Origin of the sequence: Celeribacter arenosi, from assembly GCF_039539485.1 — a bacterium.
In the GTDB taxonomy this organism is placed as follows: Bacteria; Pseudomonadota; Alphaproteobacteria; order Rhodobacterales; family Rhodobacteraceae; genus Celeribacter; species Celeribacter arenosi.
This window is the reverse complement of record NZ_BAABDF010000003.1, coordinates 484,985-504,686: the sequence shown is the minus strand read 5'-3', so window position 1 is coordinate 504,686 and position 19,702 is coordinate 484,985. Positions and strand designations below refer to the sequence as shown.

Here is a 19,702-nt window from a genome sequence, read left to right as displayed (position 1 = left end):
CCATTTCGGATTGACAGATTGCGCCGGGGCCGTGGCTCCGGCGTTTCTCTATAGGGAACATCAAAATGCCTGCCAAAATTCCGGCCACCGTGGTCACCGGCTTTCTCGGCGCGGGAAAAACCACACTGATCCGTCACATGCTCGCCAACGCGAACGGCAAACGGATCGCGCTCATCATTAACGAATTCGGCGATCTGGGTGTCGATGGGGATATCCTCAAAGGCTGCGGGGATGAAACCTGCACCGAAGATGACATCATGGAGCTGTCGAACGGCTGCATCTGCTGCACCGTGGCCGAAGACTTCATCCCGACGATGCAGAAACTGCTCGCGCGCGACAACAAACCCGATCACATCGTCATCGAAACCTCGGGGCTGGCGCTGCCACAACCTCTGGTGCGCGCGTTTAACTGGCCCGAAATCTCCACCCAGGTGACCGTCGATGGCGTCATCACGGTTGTGGACGGCAAAGCGGTCGACGATGGCCAATTCGCCCATAACGTCGCCGCCGTGGATGCGCAGCGCGCGCTGGACGAAAACCTCGACCACGAAACGCCGCTCTCGGAGCTGTTCGAGGACCAGATCGCCTGCGCCGACATGATCGTGGTGAACAAAGCCGACCTTCTGGGCGAAACCGCCGCCGATGCGCTGGTCTCCCGCCTCAAAGGTGCGGCGCGCAATGGCGTTCAGGTCGTGCGTTCGACCATGGGTGCCCTGCCGGTGGACGTGCTGCTCGGTCAGGGAATCGGTGCCGAACAGGACCTGTCATCGCGCCACGAAGTGCACCATCACCACCATCACGACGACGATGACGAAGACGACCATCACGATCACCACCACGAACACGGCCACGACGAATTCGAAAGCTTTGTCGTCTCGCGCGCCGAGGTCACCGATGCCAAAGCCTTTGCGACCCAAGTGGCACAAGTCATCCGCGACCACGACATTCTGCGCCTGAAGGGCTTTGTCGCCGTCACAGGCAAACCGATGCGCCTGACGGTTCAGGCAGTCGGCCCGCGCGTGGACAGCTATTTCGACCAACCATTTGGCGATCTGGCCCGCGAGACAAAACTCGTCGTGATCGGCGAAGCGGGGCTGGACCGTGCGGCGATCGAGGCCGCGCTGAGCGCATGATCGTGGTGGAGGCGGCAGATCCGCGCGACGCCGCGCCTGCCGCCCTCTTGGCGCAGGCACAGGCGTTTCAGGCACAAATCTACGCCGACGAACACAACCATTCGCTCCCCATCAACGCGCTCGCCGCTGATGATGTGCGGTTCTTTGCGGCCCGCGAAGGGGAGGCGTTGCTCGGCGTCGGGGCGCTCAAACTCTGCGGCGACTACGGCGAGGTGAAATCGATGTTCACCGCCGACGCCGGTCGCGGCAAAGGCATCGCCGCCGCCATCCTGCGGATGCTCGAAGACACCGCGCGCGACGAAGGCCTCGCATGGCTAAAGCTGGAAACGGGGGATGAACTGGACGCCGCCTGCCGCCTCTATGAACGCCATGGCTTCGCCCGCTGCGGCGCCTTTGGCGGTTACGCGGACAATGGCGTGTCGGTATTCTACGAAAAACCCCTCGGCTAGGTTCCGCGGGGCCTAGCTGTGCAACTTAGCCTTTGCGCGCCTCGGCCGCCTTTTTCATCCGCGCCAAAAGCTCGGCCTTGGGATCGGGCTTGCCGGCGGGGGTTTCGCCAACCTTGTGCTCGCCATGCCTTGGCGCGCCACCGTTCTTTTTGGGTCCGCCCATTTTTTTGTAGTCCATCGGGGATTCCTTTGTGTTTCCCCACCCATGCCGCAACAGAGGCGGCGAGACAAGGATAACAGCGCGATGCATCTTCTCGCCGCGACCCCCGGTGCGATCGACGACGGCAAAGACGCAGTCGATCTTGGGCAATCCCCCGCCGATCTGGTGGTGATTTCCGCCGCCGACACCGAACTGGCGCTTTTGTCGGAGGCGCGCGCGGAAATGGCCGATGCCCCGTCGCTGCGCCTCGCCTCGCTCATGCATCTGCGCCACCCGATGTCGGTGGACCTGCATATCGACACCTGCGCGTCCAAGTCGCAGTTGGTGATTGCGCGGGTTCTGGGCGGGACCGGATACTGGCAATACGGCGTCGAACAATATGCCGCGCGCCTGCACGAGGCCGGCGTGGCACTCGCGCTCTTGCCCGGGGACGATAAACCCGACGCCGAACTGGCCGCGCTCTCGACGGTGTCAAAAGAAGATTACCACGCGCTCTGGGCCTATCTGGTCGAAGGCGGCGCGGCGAATGCACAGGCCTTCCTGACCTATGCGCGCGCGATGATCGAAGGTGGCGAAAAACCCGCCCCCGCAGCGCCGCTGCTGCGCGCAGGCCCCTATTGGCCCGGCGCGGGGGTGAGCGATCTCGACCACATCCGCGCGCAATGGAGCGACGGCGCGCCGGTGGTGCCAATCGTGTTTTACCGTGCCTTGGTGCAAGGCGCGGGGTTGATGCCGGTGAACCTGATGACGCGCGCGCTCCTCAAACGCGGGTTGAACCCCCTGCCGGTCTTCGTGGCCTCGCTCAAGGACGCCTTGTCCGCCGCGACACTCGAGAACCTGTTTTCCCAAACGCCCCCCGATGTGATCCTGAACTGCACCTCCTTCGCGGTCGGCACGCCCCAAAAGGCAGGCGACAACCCCCTCAGCGCTCGCTTCGCTAATGGCGCGCCGGTGTTTCAGGTGGTTCTGGCCTCCTCGTCGCGCGAGGCATGGGACGAGGGGACCGTGGGCCTGTCCGCGCGCGACATCGCGATGAACGTGGCCCTGCCGGAGGTCGACGGTCGCGTTTTGACCCGCGCGGTGTCGTTCAAAGGCGAGGCCTATTTTGACGAGGCCACCGAATGCCCGATCGCGACCTATCAGGCCGATGGAAACCGCGTGGATTTCGTCGCCGACCTCACGCAACGCTGGGCCCGATTGCGGCGCACGGACGCCCATGATCGCCGTGTGGGCCTGATCCTCGCCAACTACCCCAACAAAGACGGCCGCCTCGCAAATGGCGTCGGCCTAGACACGCCCGCGGCCACTGTGAGCACGCTGATTGCCCTCGCAGAGGTGGGCTACGCGGTCGAAAATGCGCCTCAAAACGCGACAGATCTCATGACCGAAATCCTCGCCGGTCCGACCAATTGGCTCACCGACCGCGCCGCGCGTGAGGGGGGTGAGCGCCTGTCGCTAACCGATTATCTCGCCGCCTACGACGCCCTGCCCCATACCGTGCGCCAAGAGATCGAAGACCGCTGGGGCGCGCCCGAAGACGATCCGTTTTTCACAGAGGGTGCCTTTGCCCTCTCCATTCTGCGCTATGGCAATGCCGTGGTCGCCATCCAGCCCGCGCGTGGCTACAACATCGATCCAACCGACACCTACCACGCGCCCGACCTCGTCCCGCCGCACAACTATCTCGCCTTCTACTTCTGGCTGCGCCACGGTTTTGGCGCCCATGCGCTGGTTCACATGGGCAAGCACGGCAATATGGAATGGCTGCCGGGCAAAGCGGTGTCCCTGTCAGAGGCCTGCCTGCCCGAAGTCGTGTTCGGCCCCACGCCCCACCTCTACCCCTTCATCGTCAATGATCCGGGCGAAGGCACGCAGGCGAAACGGCGCGCGCAGGCGGTGATCATCGACCATCTGACCCCGCCGCTCACACGCGCGGAAACCTACGGGCCGCTGCGCGATCTCGAGGCGCTCGTCGACGAATATTTCGAGGCCGCGGGCGTCGATCCACGCCGGATCGAAACGCTGCGCCGCGAAATCCTGTCGCTGACGTCCGTCACGGGTCTTGACCGCGATGTCGGGATGACTGGAACGGATGAGGACGGCGATCTGGCCAAACTCGACGCCTATCTGTGCGAACTCAAAGAGGCGCAAATCCGCGACGGGTTGCATATTTTCGGCACCGCCCCTACCGGCCGTCTCGCGCGCGATCTCGCGATTGCGCTCGTGCGTGTGCCGCGTGGCGATGGCGCGGGGGCGGATGCCTCCTTTCTGCGCGCTCTGGCGGCGGATTTCGCGCTCGGATTTGATCCGCTCGACTGCGACATGGCGCAGGCGTGGGGCGGCCCACGGCCCGAACCGCTCGCCGCGCTGAACTCTGGGACTTGGCGCACAGCGGGGGACACGGTCGAACGGCTCGAACTCTACGCGGCCCACCTCCTCGACACCGGCGAACCGGCCCCCGGACCGGCATCGCAGGTCGTGCTCGACCATCTCGCGCAGACCATCGTGCCGATGATCGCCGAGTGTGGACCGGCGGAAATCGACGGGCTGCTCACCGGCCTCGCGGGGCGCTTCGTGCAACCCGGCCCCTCGGGTGCTCCGACGCGCGGGCGGCTCGATGTGCTGCCTACAGGGCGCAATTTCTTCTCCGTCGATGCGCGCGCCGTGCCCACCCAGACCGCATGGAAGCTCGGCTGGAAATCCGCCAACCTGCTGATCGAACGCCACCTTCAGGACCATGGCGACTGGCCGCGCGCACTGCTCGTCACCGCATGGGGCACCGCCAACATGCGCACGGGCGGCGATGACATCGCGCAGGCTCTGGCGCTGATGGGGGTCAAACCGACATGGGATGCGATGTCGCGCCGTGTGACCGGATTTGAAATCATGCCCGCCAGCGTGCTCGACCGTCCGCGCGTGGATGTGACCCTGCGCGTGTCCGGTTTCTTTCGCGACGCCTTTCCGCAACTCATCGCCCTTGTCGATAGCGCGGCGCGCGCGGTGCAGGCGCTCGACGAACCCGACGCGATCAACCCCGCCGCCGCCCGTGCGCGCGCAGGCGAAAACACCGCGCGGGTGTTCGGCTCCAAACCCGGGGCCTATGGCGCGGGGCTACAGGCGATGATCGACGAAAAACTTTGGGAGCAGCGCGATGAATTGGGCGAGGCCTACCTCGAATGGGGCGGCTATGCCTATGGCGCGGGGCGCGAGGGCGTGCGCGATCGCGCGGCTCTGGAGGCGCGGTTGTCACAGGTCGAAGGCATCGTACAAAATCAGGATAACCGCGAACACGACCTGCTCGATTCCGACGACTATTATCAATTCGAAGGCGGTGCAGCCGCCGCGGTCGCAAAACTCCAAGGTCGTGATCGACCCGTCTACCACAACGACCACTCGCGACCCGAACGCCCCGTGATCCGCACGCTCGACGAAGAGATCGGTCGCGTGGTGCGCTCGCGCGTTGTGAACCCGAAATGGATCGAAGGTGTCAAACGGCACGGCTACAAAGGCGCCTTTGAAATCGCCGCGACCGTCGATTACCTGTTTGCGTTTTCCGCCACGACCCATGCGGTGAAGGATCACCATTTCGATCTGGTCTATGCGGCATTCATCGAGGACGACGATACGCGCGAGTTTATCGCCAATAACAACGCCCCCGCGCTTGCCGAAATCGCACAACGCCTCGCAGAGGCCGTGGAGCGCGGTCTGTGGCGGCCCCGTTCAAATTCGGCGCGCGCGATGTTGGAGCGCCTCGGCAACGCCTAGCGGCAGGACCCGCCGGTTGGTGCAGGCGCAGGGCAGGACATCCGCGCCTTTCCGATCGCCTGATCCCCGACAATGCTACCGGGTTTCAACGTGCATCCGGTGGCGCGCGTCGCGGCGGTTTCCATTTCGGCAAGGATGGCGACACGCGAGGGCGGCGGGAAAACCATGTTCACGCGATGGACCTCGACGCAGGCCGAGGCCGTCGATGTGTAGACGCGATACCTGTTCGCGCCGACCTCCACAGGAATGAACTTGGCCCGCCCCAACTCCATCGCCGGACTGGAGGCGACACAGGCGGATAGAGCGGCGACGAGCAGGAGGGCGAGCATGCGAAAGGTCATGCCCGAACCTTGCCCCCACCATGGTTAACGGATGCTTAAACCGCGCTCAGCGCTTTGGATCAAGCAGGTTGGAGGGGCCGGTTTCCAGCACCTCGACCTCATCGCCCAAAACCATATTGCCCTCTTCTTCGACAATCAGGTTCTGCCCAAAAATGATCTTCCCGTTAAAGGCACGATGGACGCGCCCCAGAGACGCCAAGGGTTCGCGCGGGTTCTCGATCTCGCCGGTCATCGGGTCCTGCGTCGTCACCACACAGCGTTCGCATGACTTCACAACCCGCAAAACCGTGGACCCGATGCGGATCACGCGCCACGTATCCTCGGCCCAGGGTTCAAAATCGCCATCAACCACAATGTTGGATCGAAACCGGCGCATGTCGACTTTTTCACCGACCTCGGCGCTCAGTTCATCAATCGATGGTTTGGTGATGAGCAGGATCGGAAACCCGTCCGAGAAGCTGGTCAAATGGCCCTTCGGTGCGAAAGTCGGATCGACTTCGTTGACGCCGGTTTCGGGAAAATAGACCAGACGCGTGCCAACTTCGAGCGCGGAGGACAGAAAATGCGACGCATAATTGCCCGCATCCTCGACACCTTCGACGGTCCAGTTGAAAATTTTCACAGACCCCTGCGCGCCGGTGGGAAAGGGCACTTCGATGCGCGTGCCCTCATAGGACAGGGAAATCCCGTCTTGGGTGGGCACGGCGGACAAAAGCGCGAGACGTGGCAACTCACGGCGCGTCGCAACCCTGCCCGACGGATAGACAACCGCCCAGCGCCGATCGGACTCTAACCCGAACCGATCCGTTTTCGACGCGGCGAGGTCGTTTCCGTGGACACTTTTGACGGGATAGATCGTTAGGCGTGAAAGTCTCATAGTCTTTTCAAATACCGCAGTTTTTTCGGGGTCCTTGGCCCGACACTAGTGCATGTGGCCCCGCTTGATTAGTTGGCTGTAAAGACAGGCTCGCCTTTAACGGGTGCTCATCGCGCAAATTGGTCTTCGCGGCCAGCAATTTTTCCTCAAGGAGCTTTTGACCTCGATCAAAGCGCGACCCGAATCCGGATTATATTCACAAACATGAATATAAATTCGGGAGACTTTTCATGAAACCTACACCTGCGAGCGAATCCTACGTTCCGCTCTATTTCCTCGCCTCTGTCGGGTCCGGTGGCCTGGCTGTGACGTTCTTTATGTACCTCATGTTCTGGGTGCCCCATCCCGGACGCCCTGTGCCGATCTTCGAAGATATCGCCGCCGCATGGCCCACCGCGTCACTGCCGCTTCAGGGCGCAATCGTGGTCGCCATGGCCGGTATCGCCCTGTTTGTGTTCCTCAACATCAAATCGCTGCTGTGGAACCTGACCCAATACACCGCCTTCAAGAAAACCGACCGCTATAGAAAACTGCGCGCCTCCAACGCGGAAACCACGCTGCTTGCCATGCCGCTCGCGCTCGCCATGTCGGTGAACGCGCTGTTCATTGCTGGCCTCGTCTTTGTGCCGGGCCTTTGGAGCATTGTGGAATACCTCTTCCCCTTCGCCATGATCGCCTTTGCGGTGATCGCCTATATCGCTCTGGGCACGATTGCCGACTTCCTCGGCCGCGTGCTCTCCAAGGGCGGCGTCTTCGATGTGACCGCGCATAACTCCTTTGCCCAACTCCTGCCCTCCTTCGCGCTGGCAATGTCGGCCGTCGGCTTTGCCGCCCCCGCCGCCATGTCGCATACGCCGTGGATCGTGGGTGTCTCGCTCGTGGGTTCCACCCTGCTCGGCACGGCGGCGCTGATCTACGCGCTGCTGGCCATCGTGACCGCGTTCAACTCCATGCTCCACTACGGCACCGCCGAAGAGGCCGGTCCGACATTGATGATCATCATCCCGCTGGTCACCATCCTGTCGATCATGTGGATGCGTCAGGACCACGGGCTCGAAACCACCTTCGCAGGCCATAACGCCGCCGCAGACACGCTGATGTTCCTCGCGCAAATGGTGTCGATCCAATTTGTGTTCCTCGGCCTCGGCCTCACGGTCCTTAAACGGCAGGGCTATTTCAAAGACTTCGTGCTCGGCTCCAAAACATCGCCCGGCTCCTATGCTCTGGTTTGCCCCGGCGTGGCGCTCTCCGTGCTGTTGCAGTTCTTCGTGAACAAAGGTCTCGTCGCGGCCGGCGTGATCGAAAAATTCTCCACCACCTACTGGGCCGTGACGATCCTCGCGATTGCCTTCCAACTGGCCATGGTCGCCTTGGTCCTGCGCCTCAACGGGCAACATTTCACGCCCCGCCACCCCACGGCGGTTCCCGCCGAATAGCCCCTTCCTGCTCGGGCGGAAACGTCGGGCGCACCTCACGGGGTGCGCCCTTTTTTCAAGCCCGCGCATTTGCATTGCTCGACACGCGCGCTAGACAGGGTTCTGGCGAGGCTAGGGAATGCACATGATCCTCCATCTGGGACTGTTCTTGGGATACCAACTCGCGGGTGAGGTCATCGCGCGCAGCGCAGGCCTGCCCCTTCCCGGTCCGGTGATCGGCATGATCCTATTGGCCGCCACCCTGATTGCATGGCCCAAACTCGGACACCGGATCGAAAAAACCGCGACCGCCGTGCTCTCGGTCCTGTCCCTGCTCTTCGTGCCTGCGGGCGTGGGTGTGGTGCAATACCTCGACCAATTCGGCGACATCGGCCCCGGCCTGATCGCGGCCATCATCGGATCGACCATTCTGGCCATCGCGGCGGGGTCGCTGACCTTCAAATTCGTCGCCCGCCTGCACGGCATCCCCGACGAGACGCCGCAATGACCGACATCCTGCGCATCTGGAGCTACCTCGCCGAAGGCCAACTCCTGTGGCTCACCGCCACCCTGATCGCCTATCTGATCGGTGACGCCTGCTTCCGGCTTTCGGGCGCCAAGCCCTACGTCAATCCGGTGCTGATCTCGATGGTCCTGCTGTCGATCCTGCTCCAAACCACCGACACCTCCTATGCGACCTATTTCGAGGGCGCGCAGTTCATCCACTTCATGCTCGGACCGGCAACCGTCGCGCTCGCCGTGCCATTGTGGCGCAACTGGGCGCTGGTGAAATCGGCGGCCATGCCCCTACTCGCGGCTCTGGTTGTGGGCTCCCTCGTGGCGATGGGATCAGCCGTCGCAATCGGCGCGGCGATGGGGCTCGACGAGGCCCTGCTCTTGTCGCTGGTGCCCAAATCGGCGACCTCTCCGGTTGCCTTGGGCGTCTCGGAGGCCATAGGCGGCCTGCCCACACTCACCGTGGCGCTCGTCCTCGTCACCGGCGTGGTGGGGGCGGTGGTGACCACACCGCTCAACAACGCGCTGCGCATCCGTGACTACCGTGGACGCGGCTTTGCCACCGGCGTGGCCGCCCACGGCATCGGCACCGCCCGCGCGTTTCAGGTCCATGGCACCGCGGGCGCTTTTGCCGCCGTCGGCATGGTCATGAACGCAATCGCTACGGCGCTCTTCGCGCCCCTCTTCGTGCAACTCTTTTTCTAAAGGTTTTCAATCATGTCAGAGACCCCTCCAAAGACCGAAGACGACGCCCGCCACGCCGCCAAAATGGCGAAAAAGAAAGTCGCACGCGATAAAATCATGGCGACCAAGACCGATGAAAAGGGCCTGATCATCGTCCATACCGGCAAAGGAAAAGGCAAATCCTCCGCCGCCTTCGGAATGATTTTCCGCTGTATCGCGCATGACATGAAATCCGCCGTGGTGCAGTTCATCAAAGGCGGCATGGATTGCGGCGAACGCGATCTGATCAACGCGAAATTCGCCGACATCTGCGAATTCTACACCATGGGCGAGGGCTTTACGTGGGAGACCCAAGACCGCGCGCGCGACGTGGAAATGGCCGCCGCCGCATGGGAAAAGGCCAAGGAGCTGATCCGTAACCCCGAAAACCGCATGGTGCTGCTCGACGAAATCAACATCGCACTGCGCTATGACTACATCGACGTGAATGACGTGGTGGCTTTCCTGCGCGACGAAAAACCCGACACCACCCATGTCGTTCTCACCGGTCGCAACGCCAAGGAAGAGCTGATCGACATCGCCGATCTGGTCACCGAGATGGAGCTGGTCAAACACCCCTTCCGCTCGGGCGTGAAGGCCCAGAAAGGCGTCGAATTCTAGAATTCGCGCCTAAAGAGACGCTTCGACACGGAAATCCTCGGGGATCGCATCGCGCCCCTCGAGGATCAGATCGACCAGAACCTGCGCGACTTTCGGCGCCATGCCAAAGCCGATCTTGAACCCGCCATTGGCAATAAAATGCCCCGCGCGCTCGGGCCATGGGCCAACCATCGGCGCGCGGCTTTTGGCACGCGGACGCACGCCTGCCCATCGCTGGATTTCGCGCGCACCGTGGAGAACCGGCATTGCGATCATGGCCCGCTCGATCAGCGCCTCGACCTGATAATCCGTCGTATCTGAACTGCCGAATTCACGCTCCGACGTTGATCCAATCGCCGTGGTGCCATCGGCGTGCGGAATAATGTGCAACTGCTGCGCGTAGACCTGCGGCGCATCGCGCGCGTCGAAATCTAACAACACCGCCTGCCCTTTTACCCCGCCCCCGACCGCGCGCCCGAAGGCCGCGTTCAACTCCTGCAACCCCTGCCATCCGCTCGCATGGATCACAGCGCCCGAGGTCTCACCTTCGCGCAGGATCTCACCGCCCAGAACCCGCACCGCCGCCGCGAGCGCCGCACAGGCCTGCGCGGGATGCAGACGCGCCGAGAGATCGTCAAATATCCAGAATCCCGTCGGGCTATCCGGCGCCCAATCCCCGACATGCGCGCGATCCACGACCTGCCACACCGCCTCGCCACGCCACAACTCCTGCGCCTGAATTTCGCGTTCACGCGCAAGGGTCAACTGGCGCGCATCCATCACCGCCTGAACGCGCCCCGTGCGCCCGTAGCCCGATGACACCCCGCCCGTTTCCTTGACCGACGGCCAAAACCTCCGCGACGCGATCAGGCTCTGGAACTGGAACTCTTTTTTCGGGTTCCACCGCTCCGGCGTATGCGGCGCGAGCGCGCCCACAACCCCGCCCGAAGACCCCGCGCCCACACCGTGGGGATCAATCACCCGCACGCTCGCGCCACGGCGCAGCGCCTCATAGGCACATGAGAGGCCAAATGCCCCCGCCCCTAGAACCGTGATTTCCGCCGTGGCCATTTGCGCTTTTGTCCGTTGCAACTACCGCCCCCGCTTCGCATGGTTGGCGGGTGCTGAAACCGTCATAAGACATCCCATGAGCGACGACCAGAGAGCCACCATCGAATGGCGTGACGGGGGCATTCCCGTCTCGACCCGTTTTGACGACCCCTATTTCTCGCTCGCCTCAGGGCTGGATGAAACACGCCATGTGTTTCTGGCGGGCAACGACCTGCCTGCGCGCCTGCGCGAAGGGTTCCATGTCGCCGAGCTCGGGTTTGGCACCGGTTTGAACATGCTGGCCCTCGCGCTGGCGTGGCAGGGCAGCGAGGCGATCCGCTTCACCTCCTTCGAAGGCTTCCCCATGGAGGCCACCGACATTGACACCGCCCTCACCGCCTTCCCCGAAGCACGCGCGATTGCCGACCCTTTCCTGCGCGCATGGGCCGAGGGCGCGCGCAAATTTCGCGTCGGCGCGGTGGAGGTCGAGGTGATCGAAGGTGACGCACGCACCGCATTGCCCCTCTGGCAGGGCCGCGCGGATGCATGGTTTCTCGACGGGTTCTCACCGGCCAAAAACCCCGAACTCTGGGGGCCGGACCTGATGGAACAGGTCGCCCGCCACACCGCCCCGCAGGGCACATTTGCCACCTATACCGCCGCAGGCCACGTGCGCCGGTCCCTCGCAGAGGCCGGTTTCGACGTGACCCGCGCCCCGGGCCACGGGCGCAAAAGACACATGAGCAAAGGCACCCTTGCATGAGCGACCAAAACCCGCGTCTGGGCATCCTTCTCATGGTCATCACCATGTTCATCTTCGCGATGCAGGACGGTATCTCGCGCCACCTCGCGGGCACCTACAACGTCTATATGGTCATCATGATCCGCTATTGGGTCTTTGCGGCATTCGTCGTCACATGGTCCTCCATCCGCGCAGGCGGCATCCGCCGCGCCGCGTCCACGACCCAACCGTTCCTGCAGTTCTTTCGCGGCGCCCTCCTCGCACTCGAAGTGGTGGTGATGGTGATCGGCTTCGTGCGTCTGGGCCTCGTGGAAAGCCACGCGATGTTCGCCACCTACCCGCTCCTGATCACCGCCCTCGCGGTACCGCTGCTCGGGGAACGCGTCGGTTGGCGGCGCTGGATGTCGGTGGCGGCGGGATTTGTCGGCGTGCTGATCATCCTTCAACCGGGCATGGGGGTGCTCTCGCCGGACGCTATCTTCCCGCTCGCCTCGGCGGGGATGTTTGCCCTCTACGGGCTACTCAACCGCTACGTCGCACGCCGCGACCCGTCCACGGTGACGTTCTTTTACACCGGCATATCGGGCGCGGTGGTGATGACCCTCATCGGCGTCTGGTTCTGGGAACCGATGACCGCGGGCGACTGGGCGTGGATGCTGTTGCTGTGCGCATCCTCCATCCTCGGCCACTATCTCCTGATCCGCGCCTATGAACTCTCCGAGGCCTCCGCGATCCAACCCTTTGCCTACCTGCAACTGGCCTTCGCCTCGGTCCTCGGTGTGGTGGTGTTCGGCGATATCGTGCGCCCCAACGTGGCACTCGGCACGGCGATCGTGGTGGCCGCAGGCCTGTTTGCGCTGCTGCGCGCCGCGCGCCCTAGCGCCCGCTGAGCAGAGCGTTCAGCCCGATCTTGCCGGTGTCACCGGACAGGCGCGCGCGATAAACGGGGATGCTTTCGGCCACCCGCATCACGTAATTGCGCGTCTCGCGGAAGGGGATGTGTTCGATCCAATCCACCGGATCGACAGACCCGCTGCGCGGATCGCCGTAGCGGGTGATCCAGTCGCGCGACCGGCTCGGCCCCGCGTTATAACCTGCCGACACCAGCGGGATGTTATTGCCGAACTCCTCGATCAACTGCGCCAGATAGGCGGAGCCGAGCCGCGCATTGGTCACCGGATCATCCAGCTGCGATTCCTCGAACCCCTCAATCCCCACCTTGGCCGCCATCGCCGCACCGGTTCTGGGCATCAACTGCATCAACCCGCGCGCGCCAACACGGCTGCGCGCCGTGGCGCGAAACTCGCTCTCGCGACGCGCAATCGACAATGCCAACTCGCGCGACACCGGCAAATCGGCCTCGGCGAGCGGGTGCAGCGGGTAATAGGCGCGGTTCAACACCACCCCCTGATCGGCGGCAAATTTCGCGACCAGAACGGCGAGATAGGGATCAATGTCGAGCGCATAGTCCCCCAACTGACCCAATTCCTGCGGCGTGAGCGATTCCCCCAGATGGCGCAGGAACCGCGCCGACACCGGCAAATCGCCCGCCTCGTACAGCATCTTCGCCGTGGCGAGCACGGATGAGCCCATGAAATCCGCCGTGCGATAATCGGGAAACGACGCCTCGCCCGTCAAAGCCGGATCGAGAGGTTGCCCGATCCGCTCGGCGGCGAGCAAACCGTAGAACGACGTCTGGTAGCGCGCGGCGTATTGGTAGGCAGCGGCGGCATCGTCTTTCGCCCCCATCGCCTCCAACGCACGACCCTCCCAATATCCCGCCCGTCCGAGCGAAATCGGCGTATTCACCGCGATCCGGAACCGGTTGAAATGATCGAGCGCGCGTGGCGCATCATCGAGATAGCGCAGCGCGATATAACCCGCGAGCCACTCAAGATCGCTGAAATGATCCTCCTCGGGCAGCAGTCCATGACGCGAGGCGGCAGAATAGGCCAGCTGCGCCTTGCCATCGCGCATCAACTGACGCGCCAGAGTGCGCCGCCGGTCGCCCCATTCCTCGGGCTGACCCAACCCGTCGCGCCCCGTGGATTTCTGCAACATCAAGGTCACAGCATCATCATTGCGCCCGCGCCGGATGCGCCATTCGAACCGCGCATGCGCCAGAACCGGCTCATCGGCCAATGCTTCTGGCACCGCCGCAATCGCATCATCCACCCCGTTCTCGTCGCGCGCCAAACGTTTGACCGCCTCGACCAAGGCACCCCAGCCCTCGGGCAGATACGGCGCGACACGGGCCGCACCCGCAAAATCACCATGCCAGAGCAACATGCGCGCGCGGATCTCGTGATAGGGTTCCAACACCGCCGGCAGCGCCGTCAGAAACGCGCTCTCCTCAACGTCGCTCATCGGCAGTTCGGCCCATGCCGCCGCCGCCGTTGCCTGCGCATCCGCATCCAGCCCGAGACGCGCGTAGGCCTCCACCAACCGAATCGCGCCAATCCCCGTCTGGGGCGGGTAGGTGGTCAACATGTCCACCACGGCCTGCGGATCGGCGTCGGTGGGGATGCTCGGCTCTGTGCGCTCGGACAAAAGCGGCAGCCCCGGCCAGTCACCATTGCGCGCGAGGAAATCACGGGCCTCGTTAAAACTGCCCTCACCGGCGCGCAGGTAATTCCATTCGATCATGTCGCGACCCACGCCCTGCGCGGTCGACAACGCCCCCTTCCAATCGCCCGAACGCTGATACACCAACGCCCGCACATAGGCGTCAGACACCTCAGATGCGGCAACCGGCGCACTCTGGGCGGCGGCAATTCCGGCAGCCAAAGCAATGGCAATCAGTCGTCTGGAAAAGGTCGGCAAAGTCACATCCTGCTCGTTTTGTTTTGTCGTTTTCCTCACGATGGACGGGCACTGTGCCCTCCGCAACAAGGATTCTTGGCATTACCCGACTTCACAGCTAGTTTCCGCCCGACCGAAAGCAGAAACCGACTCACGTCGGATCACAACATAAGGAGCGTGTCATGTTCAAAGGATCCATTCCGGCCCTGGTCACGCCGTTTAAAAACGGCAAACTGGACCTCGACACCCTCAAAAAGCTGGTCGAGTGGCATATCGAACAGGGCTCCGATGGCCTCGTTCCCGTCGGCACCACCGGCGAGAGCCCGACGCTCAGCCACGCCGAGCATGAAAAAGTCATCGAAGTGGTTGTGGAAACCGTCGCGGGCCGCATTCCGGTCATCGCAGGCGCAGGCTCCAACAACACCGCCGAAGGCATCGGCCTGATCGAACACGCCGCGCGTGTTGGTGCCGACGCCGCCCTCGTGGTGACGCCCTATTACAACAAACCGACGCAGGCCGGATTGGTCGCGCATTTCACCGCGATGCATGACGCCGCCGACATCCCGATCGTGATCTACAACATCCCGGGCCGCTCGGTGATCGACATGACACCGGCCACCATGGGCGAACTTGCGAAACTTGAGCGCATCATCGGGGTCAAGGACGCCACCGGTGATCTGTCGCGCGTCGCCAAAACCCGCATCACCTGCGGCACCGATTTCGTCCAGCTCTCGGGCGAAGACGCCACCGCCATCGGGTTTAACGCCCACGGCGGCCTCGGCTGTATCTCCGTGACCGCCAACGTCGCCCCCAAACTCTGCGCGCAGATGCAGGCGGCAACCCGCGCGGGCGACTATGCAAAGGCGCTCGAAATCACCGACAAACTCATGCCGCTGCATATCGCGATCTTCGCAGAACCCGGCGTGGCGGGTGTGAAATATGCCATGTCGCTGCTCGGCCTGTGTGAAAACGAAGTGCGCCTGCCGATCCTGCCGGTGTCCGAGGCGACACAGCAGCAAATTCGCGCCGCGATGACCCACGCGGGTCTTCTCTAAACGCGCGCTCAGGTAGACATGGGGCGCCCGACGCCCTATGTCCCCTCCACCATGGCCAAGAAACAGACACCCGAAGAAAAGAACTACAAAGTCATCGCCGAGAACCGGCGTGCCCGCTACGACTATGCCATCGAGAGCGACATCGAATGCGGCATCGTCCTGTCCGGCTCCGAGGTGAAATCGCTGCGCGTTGGCCAATCCAACATCGCCGACAGCTATGCCCATGTCGAAAACGGCGAACTCTGGTTGGTGAATTCCTACATCGCGCCCTACCAACAGGCGATGTTCCCGCATGAGGAACGCGCACGGCGCAAACTCCTCGTGTCCAAACGCGAACTCGCCCGCCTCTGGCAGGCGCAGGGCCGCGAAGGCATGACCCTCGTCCCGCTGGTGATGTACTTCAACCACAAGGGTCGCGTGAAAATCAAACTCGGCCTCGCCAAGGGTAAAAAGAACCAGGACAAACGCGCCACCGAGGCCAAACGCGACTGGGATCGCCAGAAACAGCGCCTGCTGCGCCACGGCACCTGACGAATTTCGCGCCAAACTCCCCTTAAATTGATACAAATCCGCTTATAGTCCTTTTCTCAGGGACTAACTGCCGTGCATTTCCGCGCGGCAGAACTCGTGAGGGAAGAACACTATGGAACAACTAATCGTACAACTCATCGCTGGCGCAGTCGGTGGTAACGCAGTCGGCGCAGCCGCGAAAAACCTGTCGCTCGGCACGCTCGGCAACTCCATTGCCGGTATCGTCGGCGGCGGCATCGGCGGCCAGATCCTCGGTTCGCTGGGCGGCGGCGCAATGGCTGGCGCAGCTGGCGGCATGGACTTCGGCTCGATCATCTCCTCCTTCGCCTCCGGTGGCGTGGGCGGCGGCGCATTGATGGTCGTCGTTGGCCTGATCAAAAAAGCGATGGCGAAATAATCGCCACTTGAACGACACGATGCGGGCCGCGTGCCCGCATCGCTTGCGCAGAGCGTCCGGGGCTTGTATGCCTCAAACGGTTCAAACATAGCCTGATCCGCGACGTGACATGCCCAATTCAGACCCGAAAAAACTCGTGTCCACCCAATGGCTCGCCGACCAACTCAAGTCTGGCGACCTGAGGGTCATCGACGCGAGCTGGTATCTGCCTGACGCTGGCCGTGACGCCCGCGCGGAATACGATGCCGCCCATATCCCCGGCGCCCGCTTTGTGGACATCGACGATGTCTGCGACGCCCGCTCCGCGCTCCCCCATATGATGCCCCCCGTCGAAAAATTCATGAGCCGCATGCGCGCGCTCGGGATCGGCGATGGCCATCAGGTCGTCATCTACGATGGCGCCGGCATGTTTTCCGCGCCGCGCCTGTGGCTGATGTTCAAATACTTCGGTCAGGACAATATCGCCGTGCTCGACGGGGGCCTGCCCAAATGGCGCGCCGAGGGGCGTGAGCTTACCACCGAAGCCCCGCTGATCCGCGACCGCCATATGGTGACCCAGACCCGCGACGAGTTGCTGCGCGACGTCACGCAGGTCGCGCGCTCGGCCAAACTCGGCGACCATGTCATCATCGACGCCCGCCCCGCCGCCCGCTTTCGCGGTGATGCACCCGAACCCCGTCCGGGCCTGCGCGCAGGCCACATCCCCGGTTCGCGCAATGTGCCCTACACGGACCTGATCGCCCCCGACGGGACGATGAAATCCGTCGATGACCTGCGCCGCATCTTCATGGACGCGGGCGTTGACCTCAACAAACCGGCGATCACCACCTGCGGGTCCGGTGTAACGGCGGCAATCCTGAGCCTCGCGCTCGACCGCATCGGCGCAACCCACGCGCTCTACGATGGCAGTTGGGCGGAATGGGGCATGTATGGCGACCTGCGGGTCGCAACCGGAGAAGCGTAATGCTCGAAAACCTCAAACCGCAGGCTGCGGATAAAATCCTCGAATTGATGCAGTTCTACCGCGAGGATCCTCGCGACAACAAAGTGGACCTTGGCGTCGGCGTCTACAAAGACGCCACTGGCCACACTCCGATCATGCGCGCCGTCAAGGCGGCTGAAAAACAGCTCTGGGAACAGGAAACCACCAAATCCTACACCGCGCTCTCGGGTGATCCCGCCTTTGGCGCGGCCATGCGCGACCTCGTGCTCGCCGACACCGTGCCCGCCGACCGCGTCGCCGCCATCGCGACCCCGGGCGGCACCGGCGCGATCCGTCAGGCCTTTGAACTGGCGCGTCTGGCCAATCCCGACACCACCGTGTGGACCTCGAACCCGACATGGCCAAACCACCTGTCGATCCTGAAATTCATGGGCCTGCCCAACCGCGAATACGCCTATTTCGACGAAGCCTCCTGCACCGTCGATTTCGACGCGATGATGGCCAGCCTTGCCGACGTCAAAGCCGGTGATGTCGTCCTGTTGCACGGCTGCTGCCACAACCCGACGGGCGCGAACCTCACGCTCGACCAATACGGCAAGGTCGCTGATCTGATCGCCGAAAAAGGCGCGCTCGCTCTCGTCGACATCGCCTACCAGGGCTTTGGTGACGGCCTCGAAGAAGACGCGGCCCCGACCCGCCTTCTGGCCTCCAAACTGCCCGAAATGATGATTGCGGCGTCCTGTTCGAAGAACTTCGGCGTCTACCGTGAACGCGCCGGTTGCCTGATGGCGATCTCCGAGCGCGCCGAACAGACCGCGAATGCCCAAGGGTCGCTGAACTTCCTCAACCGTCAGAACTATTCCTTCCCGCCCGATCACGGCGCGCGGTTGGTGACGATGATCCTCACCGATCCGGCCCTCAAAGCCGACTGGATGGCCGAACTCGAAGAGGTCCGCCAAGGCATGCTCACCCTGCGCCAGAACCTCGCGGATGAACTACGCCAACGCACCAACTCCGACCGGTTCGATTTCATCGCGCAGCACCGCGGCATGTTCTCGCGCATCGGCGCGACGCCAGAGGAAGTCCTGAAAATCCGCGAAGATTTCGGCATCTACATGGTCGGCGATTCCCGCATGAATATCGCAGGCCTCAACGACCGCACCGTGCCGCTCTTGGCAGAGGCGATCGCAAAAACCTGCGCCTGATCGCACGGGCCGAGCACAGACACTGATTAGGGCGCCGCAAGGCGCTCTTTTCACATCCGCCCCCGCTCAGGTTTCGGTGATCTTCGCCATCTCTCGGTCAAACTGTTCCCAGGTGATCGTCGCGCGATTGCCCGCGTAGCCGTGGTAGTGCGACTTACCCGAAGAGGTCGGCAGACCCGCCCAAATCTTGGCCAGATTGTTCATGAAACCATGGCGCGACAGGGTGCGCGCACGAAACGCCTCCAACCCCGCCTCGCGTAGCAATACATCCGCCAACCGGTCCTGCACGGCGGGCGAAAACCGCACCTTCGGTCCCAGATCCAACTCCGTGACCACCCGCGCCAATGTCTTGGGGATGAACTGATAGCGCCCTATGGCATGGGGCTGTCCCGGCGTCGCCTTGATCCATGCAAAGACCTCGCCAAGCGTCATGTCCGTGGGCAGTTTCTGCGGTGGCCGCTTTGCCCCGTGTTGAACCGCGTCATAACCATAGCGGCGCGACTCGGCGAGGCCGATGAGGTGGCGGATACGGTCCACATCCGACCCCTGATCGGGCGCTGCAAAGGGTTCTGCGCGCAAATCCTGCGTGCGTGGCAAAACAGGGGCAAACAGGCCGCCACTTGCGCGACCGGCAAACAGGCTCGGCCCCGTCGACACCGCCGTCATTGCCGGTGGTGCAATCAATGCACCGCTTCCTTGCGTGAACAGAGGCGCACGCGCGCCGGTGAACAGACCGGTCACCATCTCCCCCTCCGCGCGCGCAGGCAGCGCGGCGATACAGGAGAGCAGTAAAATCAAAACGCCATTCTTGGCCACGCAATCATCCTTTTCCTCGGACCCCTCCGGCCTAGCGCCATCAGGTTGAGAAATCGTTGCCACGCGCGATCAGACACGAAAAAGCCCGGGCACTTTCGCGCCCGGGCCAGTCTTGGCTGTCATAGGAAGGGAGATCAGCCTTTGTAGAACTCTGGATAGGCTTCCATGCCCAGTTCGGCTTT

At 63.1% G+C, this 19,702-nt stretch carries 20 protein-coding genes; 14 read left to right on the top strand and 6 right to left on the bottom strand.

Annotated features, from left to right (window positions below):
- The first annotated feature begins 65 nt into the window (after positions 1–65).
- Entirely contained in the window at positions 66–1,133 is a 1,068-nt protein-coding gene (gene cobW / locus ABD815_RS04645) for a cobalamin biosynthesis protein CobW (RefSeq protein WP_344844077.1), read from the top strand.
- Positions 1,130–1,582: a GNAT family N-acetyltransferase gene (locus ABD815_RS04640; protein WP_344844074.1), complete on the top strand. Its 453-nt coding sequence runs from the start codon at positions 1,130–1,132 to the stop codon at positions 1,580–1,582. The genes cobW and ABD815_RS04640 overlap by 4 nt, the downstream gene beginning before the upstream one ends.
- A 25-nt stretch (positions 1,583–1,607) precedes the next feature.
- Here ABD815_RS04640 and ABD815_RS04635 read toward each other — a convergent pair whose 3' ends face one another.
- Positions 1,608–1,760 carry a hypothetical protein gene (locus ABD815_RS04635; RefSeq protein WP_344844072.1) on the bottom strand — a complete coding sequence of 51 codons (153 nt, stop codon included), beginning with the start codon at positions 1,758–1,760 and terminating at the stop codon, positions 1,608–1,610.
- 66 nt (positions 1,761–1,826) lie between these two features.
- On the opposite strand from ABD815_RS04635, the gene cobN reads away from it, so the two are divergent.
- Positions 1,827–5,507: a cobaltochelatase subunit CobN gene (gene cobN / locus ABD815_RS04630; RefSeq protein WP_344844070.1), complete on the top strand. Its 3,681-nt coding sequence runs from the start codon at positions 1,827–1,829 to the stop codon at positions 5,505–5,507.
- Here the strand turns inward: cobN and ABD815_RS04625 are convergent.
- Positions 5,504–5,848 (bottom strand): hypothetical protein, encoded by a 345-nt coding sequence (locus ABD815_RS04625; RefSeq protein ID WP_344844068.1) that lies wholly within the window; start codon positions 5,846–5,848, stop codon positions 5,504–5,506. The genes cobN and ABD815_RS04625 overlap by 4 nt on opposite strands.
- Before the next feature lie 46 nt (positions 5,849–5,894).
- The gene (locus ABD815_RS04620) at positions 5,895–6,725 is read right to left on the bottom strand and encodes an MOSC domain-containing protein (protein ID WP_344844066.1); all 831 of its coding nucleotides are present in this window, start codon (positions 6,723–6,725) and stop codon (positions 5,895–5,897) included.
- A gap of 230 nt (positions 6,726–6,955) precedes the next feature.
- Here ABD815_RS04620 and ABD815_RS04615 point away from each other — a divergent pair, with 230 nt between their 5' ends.
- The 4 genes from ABD815_RS04615 to cobO all read left to right on the top strand — a co-directional run bounded on the left by ABD815_RS04615 (position 6,956) and on the right by cobO (position 10,000).
- On the top strand, positions 6,956–8,161 hold the full coding sequence (locus ABD815_RS04615) for a TsoY family (seleno)protein (protein WP_344844063.1): 1,206 nt from the start codon (positions 6,956–6,958) through the stop codon (positions 8,159–8,161).
- A gap of 124 nt (positions 8,162–8,285) precedes the next feature.
- Positions 8,286–8,648, top strand: coding sequence for a CidA/LrgA family protein (locus tag ABD815_RS04610; protein ID WP_344844060.1), 363 nt, complete (start codon positions 8,286–8,288; stop codon positions 8,646–8,648).
- The gene (locus ABD815_RS04605; protein ID WP_344844058.1) at positions 8,645–9,361 is read left to right on the top strand and encodes an LrgB family protein; all 717 of its coding nucleotides are present in this window, start codon (positions 8,645–8,647) and stop codon (positions 9,359–9,361) included. The genes ABD815_RS04610 and ABD815_RS04605 overlap by 4 nt, the downstream gene beginning before the upstream one ends.
- A gap of 12 nt (positions 9,362–9,373) precedes the next feature.
- Positions 9,374–10,000: a cob(I)yrinic acid a,c-diamide adenosyltransferase gene (gene cobO, locus ABD815_RS04600; RefSeq protein ID WP_344844055.1), complete on the top strand. Its 627-nt coding sequence runs from the start codon at positions 9,374–9,376 to the stop codon at positions 9,998–10,000.
- Between the two features lie 9 nt (positions 10,001–10,009).
- Here cobO and ABD815_RS04595 read toward each other — a convergent pair whose 3' ends face one another.
- Positions 10,010–11,050 carry an NAD(P)/FAD-dependent oxidoreductase gene (locus ABD815_RS04595; protein WP_344844297.1) on the bottom strand — a complete coding sequence of 347 codons (1,041 nt, stop codon included), beginning with the start codon at positions 11,048–11,050 and terminating at the stop codon, positions 10,010–10,012.
- A 76-nt stretch (positions 11,051–11,126) separates the two neighbouring features.
- On the opposite strand from ABD815_RS04595, the gene mnmC2 reads away from it, so the two are divergent.
- Both mnmC2 and ABD815_RS04585 read left to right on the top strand, forming a co-directional pair.
- Positions 11,127–11,792, top strand: a complete 666-nt coding sequence (gene mnmC2 / locus ABD815_RS04590; RefSeq protein ID WP_344844052.1) for a tRNA (5-methylaminomethyl-2-thiouridine)(34)-methyltransferase MnmC2 — start codon at positions 11,127–11,129, stop codon at positions 11,790–11,792.
- Positions 11,789–12,661 (top strand): DMT family transporter, encoded by an 873-nt coding sequence (locus ABD815_RS04585; protein WP_344844049.1) that lies wholly within the window; start codon positions 11,789–11,791, stop codon positions 12,659–12,661. Before mnmC2 ends, ABD815_RS04585 begins: the two co-directional genes overlap by 4 nt.
- Here the strand turns inward: ABD815_RS04585 and ABD815_RS04580 are convergent.
- On the bottom strand, positions 12,648–14,600 hold the full coding sequence (locus tag ABD815_RS04580) for a lytic transglycosylase domain-containing protein (RefSeq protein ID WP_344844046.1): 1,953 nt from the start codon (positions 14,598–14,600) through the stop codon (positions 12,648–12,650). The two genes, ABD815_RS04585 and ABD815_RS04580, sit on opposite strands and share 14 nt — an antisense overlap.
- A 155-nt stretch (positions 14,601–14,755) precedes the next feature.
- Here ABD815_RS04580 and dapA point away from each other — a divergent pair, with 155 nt between their 5' ends.
- The 5 genes from dapA (at position 14,756) to ABD815_RS04555 (ending at position 18,704) form a co-directional block, all read left to right on the top strand.
- On the top strand, positions 14,756–15,628 hold the full coding sequence (gene dapA, locus ABD815_RS04575) for a 4-hydroxy-tetrahydrodipicolinate synthase (RefSeq protein ID WP_344844044.1): 873 nt from the start codon (positions 14,756–14,758) through the stop codon (positions 15,626–15,628).
- Positions 15,629–15,679: 51 nt separating this feature from the next.
- On the top strand, positions 15,680–16,159 hold the full coding sequence (gene smpB, locus ABD815_RS04570) for an SsrA-binding protein SmpB (RefSeq protein ID WP_344844292.1): 480 nt from the start codon (positions 15,680–15,682) through the stop codon (positions 16,157–16,159).
- 112 nt (positions 16,160–16,271) lie between these two features.
- Positions 16,272–16,556, top strand: coding sequence for a hypothetical protein (locus tag ABD815_RS04565; RefSeq protein WP_344844042.1), 285 nt, complete (start codon positions 16,272–16,274; stop codon positions 16,554–16,556).
- A 109-nt stretch (positions 16,557–16,665) separates the two neighbouring features.
- Positions 16,666–17,520 (top strand): 3-mercaptopyruvate sulfurtransferase, encoded by an 855-nt coding sequence (gene sseA / locus ABD815_RS04560; RefSeq protein WP_344844040.1) that lies wholly within the window; start codon positions 16,666–16,668, stop codon positions 17,518–17,520.
- A complete protein-coding gene (locus ABD815_RS04555) occupies positions 17,520–18,704 on the top strand; it encodes an amino acid aminotransferase (protein ID WP_344844038.1) in 1,185 nt (394 codons plus the stop codon). Before sseA ends, ABD815_RS04555 begins: the two co-directional genes overlap by 1 nt.
- A gap of 66 nt (positions 18,705–18,770) precedes the next feature.
- Here ABD815_RS04555 and ABD815_RS04550 read toward each other — a convergent pair whose 3' ends face one another.
- Entirely contained in the window at positions 18,771–19,520 is a 750-nt protein-coding gene (locus tag ABD815_RS04550; protein WP_344844036.1) for a lysozyme family protein, read from the bottom strand.
- Positions 19,521–19,702 lie beyond the last annotated feature (182 nt).

What these genes read in the sequence shown, in the direction of transcription:
- cobW (WP_344844077.1), top strand. Translation starts at nt 66, where the DNA reads ATGCCTGCCAAAATTCCGGCCACCGTGGTCACCGGCTTTCTCGGCGCG.
- ABD815_RS04640 (WP_344844074.1), top strand. Translation starts at nt 1,130, where the DNA reads ATGATCGTGGTGGAGGCGGCAGATCCGCGCGACGCCGCGCCTGCCGCC.
- ABD815_RS04635 (WP_344844072.1), bottom strand. Translation starts at nt 1,760, where the DNA reads ATGGACTACAAAAAAATGGGCGGACCCAAAAAGAACGGTGGCGCGCCA.
- cobN (WP_344844070.1), top strand. Translation starts at nt 1,827, where the DNA reads ATGCATCTTCTCGCCGCGACCCCCGGTGCGATCGACGACGGCAAAGAC.
- ABD815_RS04625 (WP_344844068.1), bottom strand. Translation starts at nt 5,848, where the DNA reads ATGACCTTTCGCATGCTCGCCCTCCTGCTCGTCGCCGCTCTATCCGCC.
- ABD815_RS04620 (WP_344844066.1), bottom strand. Translation starts at nt 6,725, where the DNA reads ATGAGACTTTCACGCCTAACGATCTATCCCGTCAAAAGTGTCCACGGA.
- ABD815_RS04615 (WP_344844063.1), top strand. Translation starts at nt 6,956, where the DNA reads ATGAAACCTACACCTGCGAGCGAATCCTACGTTCCGCTCTATTTCCTC.
- ABD815_RS04610 (WP_344844060.1), top strand. Translation starts at nt 8,286, where the DNA reads ATGATCCTCCATCTGGGACTGTTCTTGGGATACCAACTCGCGGGTGAG.
- ABD815_RS04605 (WP_344844058.1), top strand. Translation starts at nt 8,645, where the DNA reads ATGACCGACATCCTGCGCATCTGGAGCTACCTCGCCGAAGGCCAACTC.
- cobO (WP_344844055.1), top strand. Translation starts at nt 9,374, where the DNA reads ATGTCAGAGACCCCTCCAAAGACCGAAGACGACGCCCGCCACGCCGCC.
- ABD815_RS04595 (WP_344844297.1), bottom strand. Translation starts at nt 11,050, where the DNA reads ATGGCCACGGCGGAAATCACGGTTCTAGGGGCGGGGGCATTTGGCCTC.
- mnmC2 (WP_344844052.1), top strand. Translation starts at nt 11,127, where the DNA reads ATGAGCGACGACCAGAGAGCCACCATCGAATGGCGTGACGGGGGCATT.
- ABD815_RS04585 (WP_344844049.1), top strand. Translation starts at nt 11,789, where the DNA reads ATGAGCGACCAAAACCCGCGTCTGGGCATCCTTCTCATGGTCATCACC.
- dapA (WP_344844044.1), top strand. Translation starts at nt 14,756, where the DNA reads ATGTTCAAAGGATCCATTCCGGCCCTGGTCACGCCGTTTAAAAACGGC.
- smpB (WP_344844292.1), top strand. Translation starts at nt 15,680, where the DNA reads ATGGCCAAGAAACAGACACCCGAAGAAAAGAACTACAAAGTCATCGCC.
- ABD815_RS04565 (WP_344844042.1), top strand. Translation starts at nt 16,272, where the DNA reads ATGGAACAACTAATCGTACAACTCATCGCTGGCGCAGTCGGTGGTAAC.
- sseA (WP_344844040.1), top strand. Translation starts at nt 16,666, where the DNA reads ATGCCCAATTCAGACCCGAAAAAACTCGTGTCCACCCAATGGCTCGCC.
- ABD815_RS04555 (WP_344844038.1), top strand. Translation starts at nt 17,520, where the DNA reads ATGCTCGAAAACCTCAAACCGCAGGCTGCGGATAAAATCCTCGAATTG.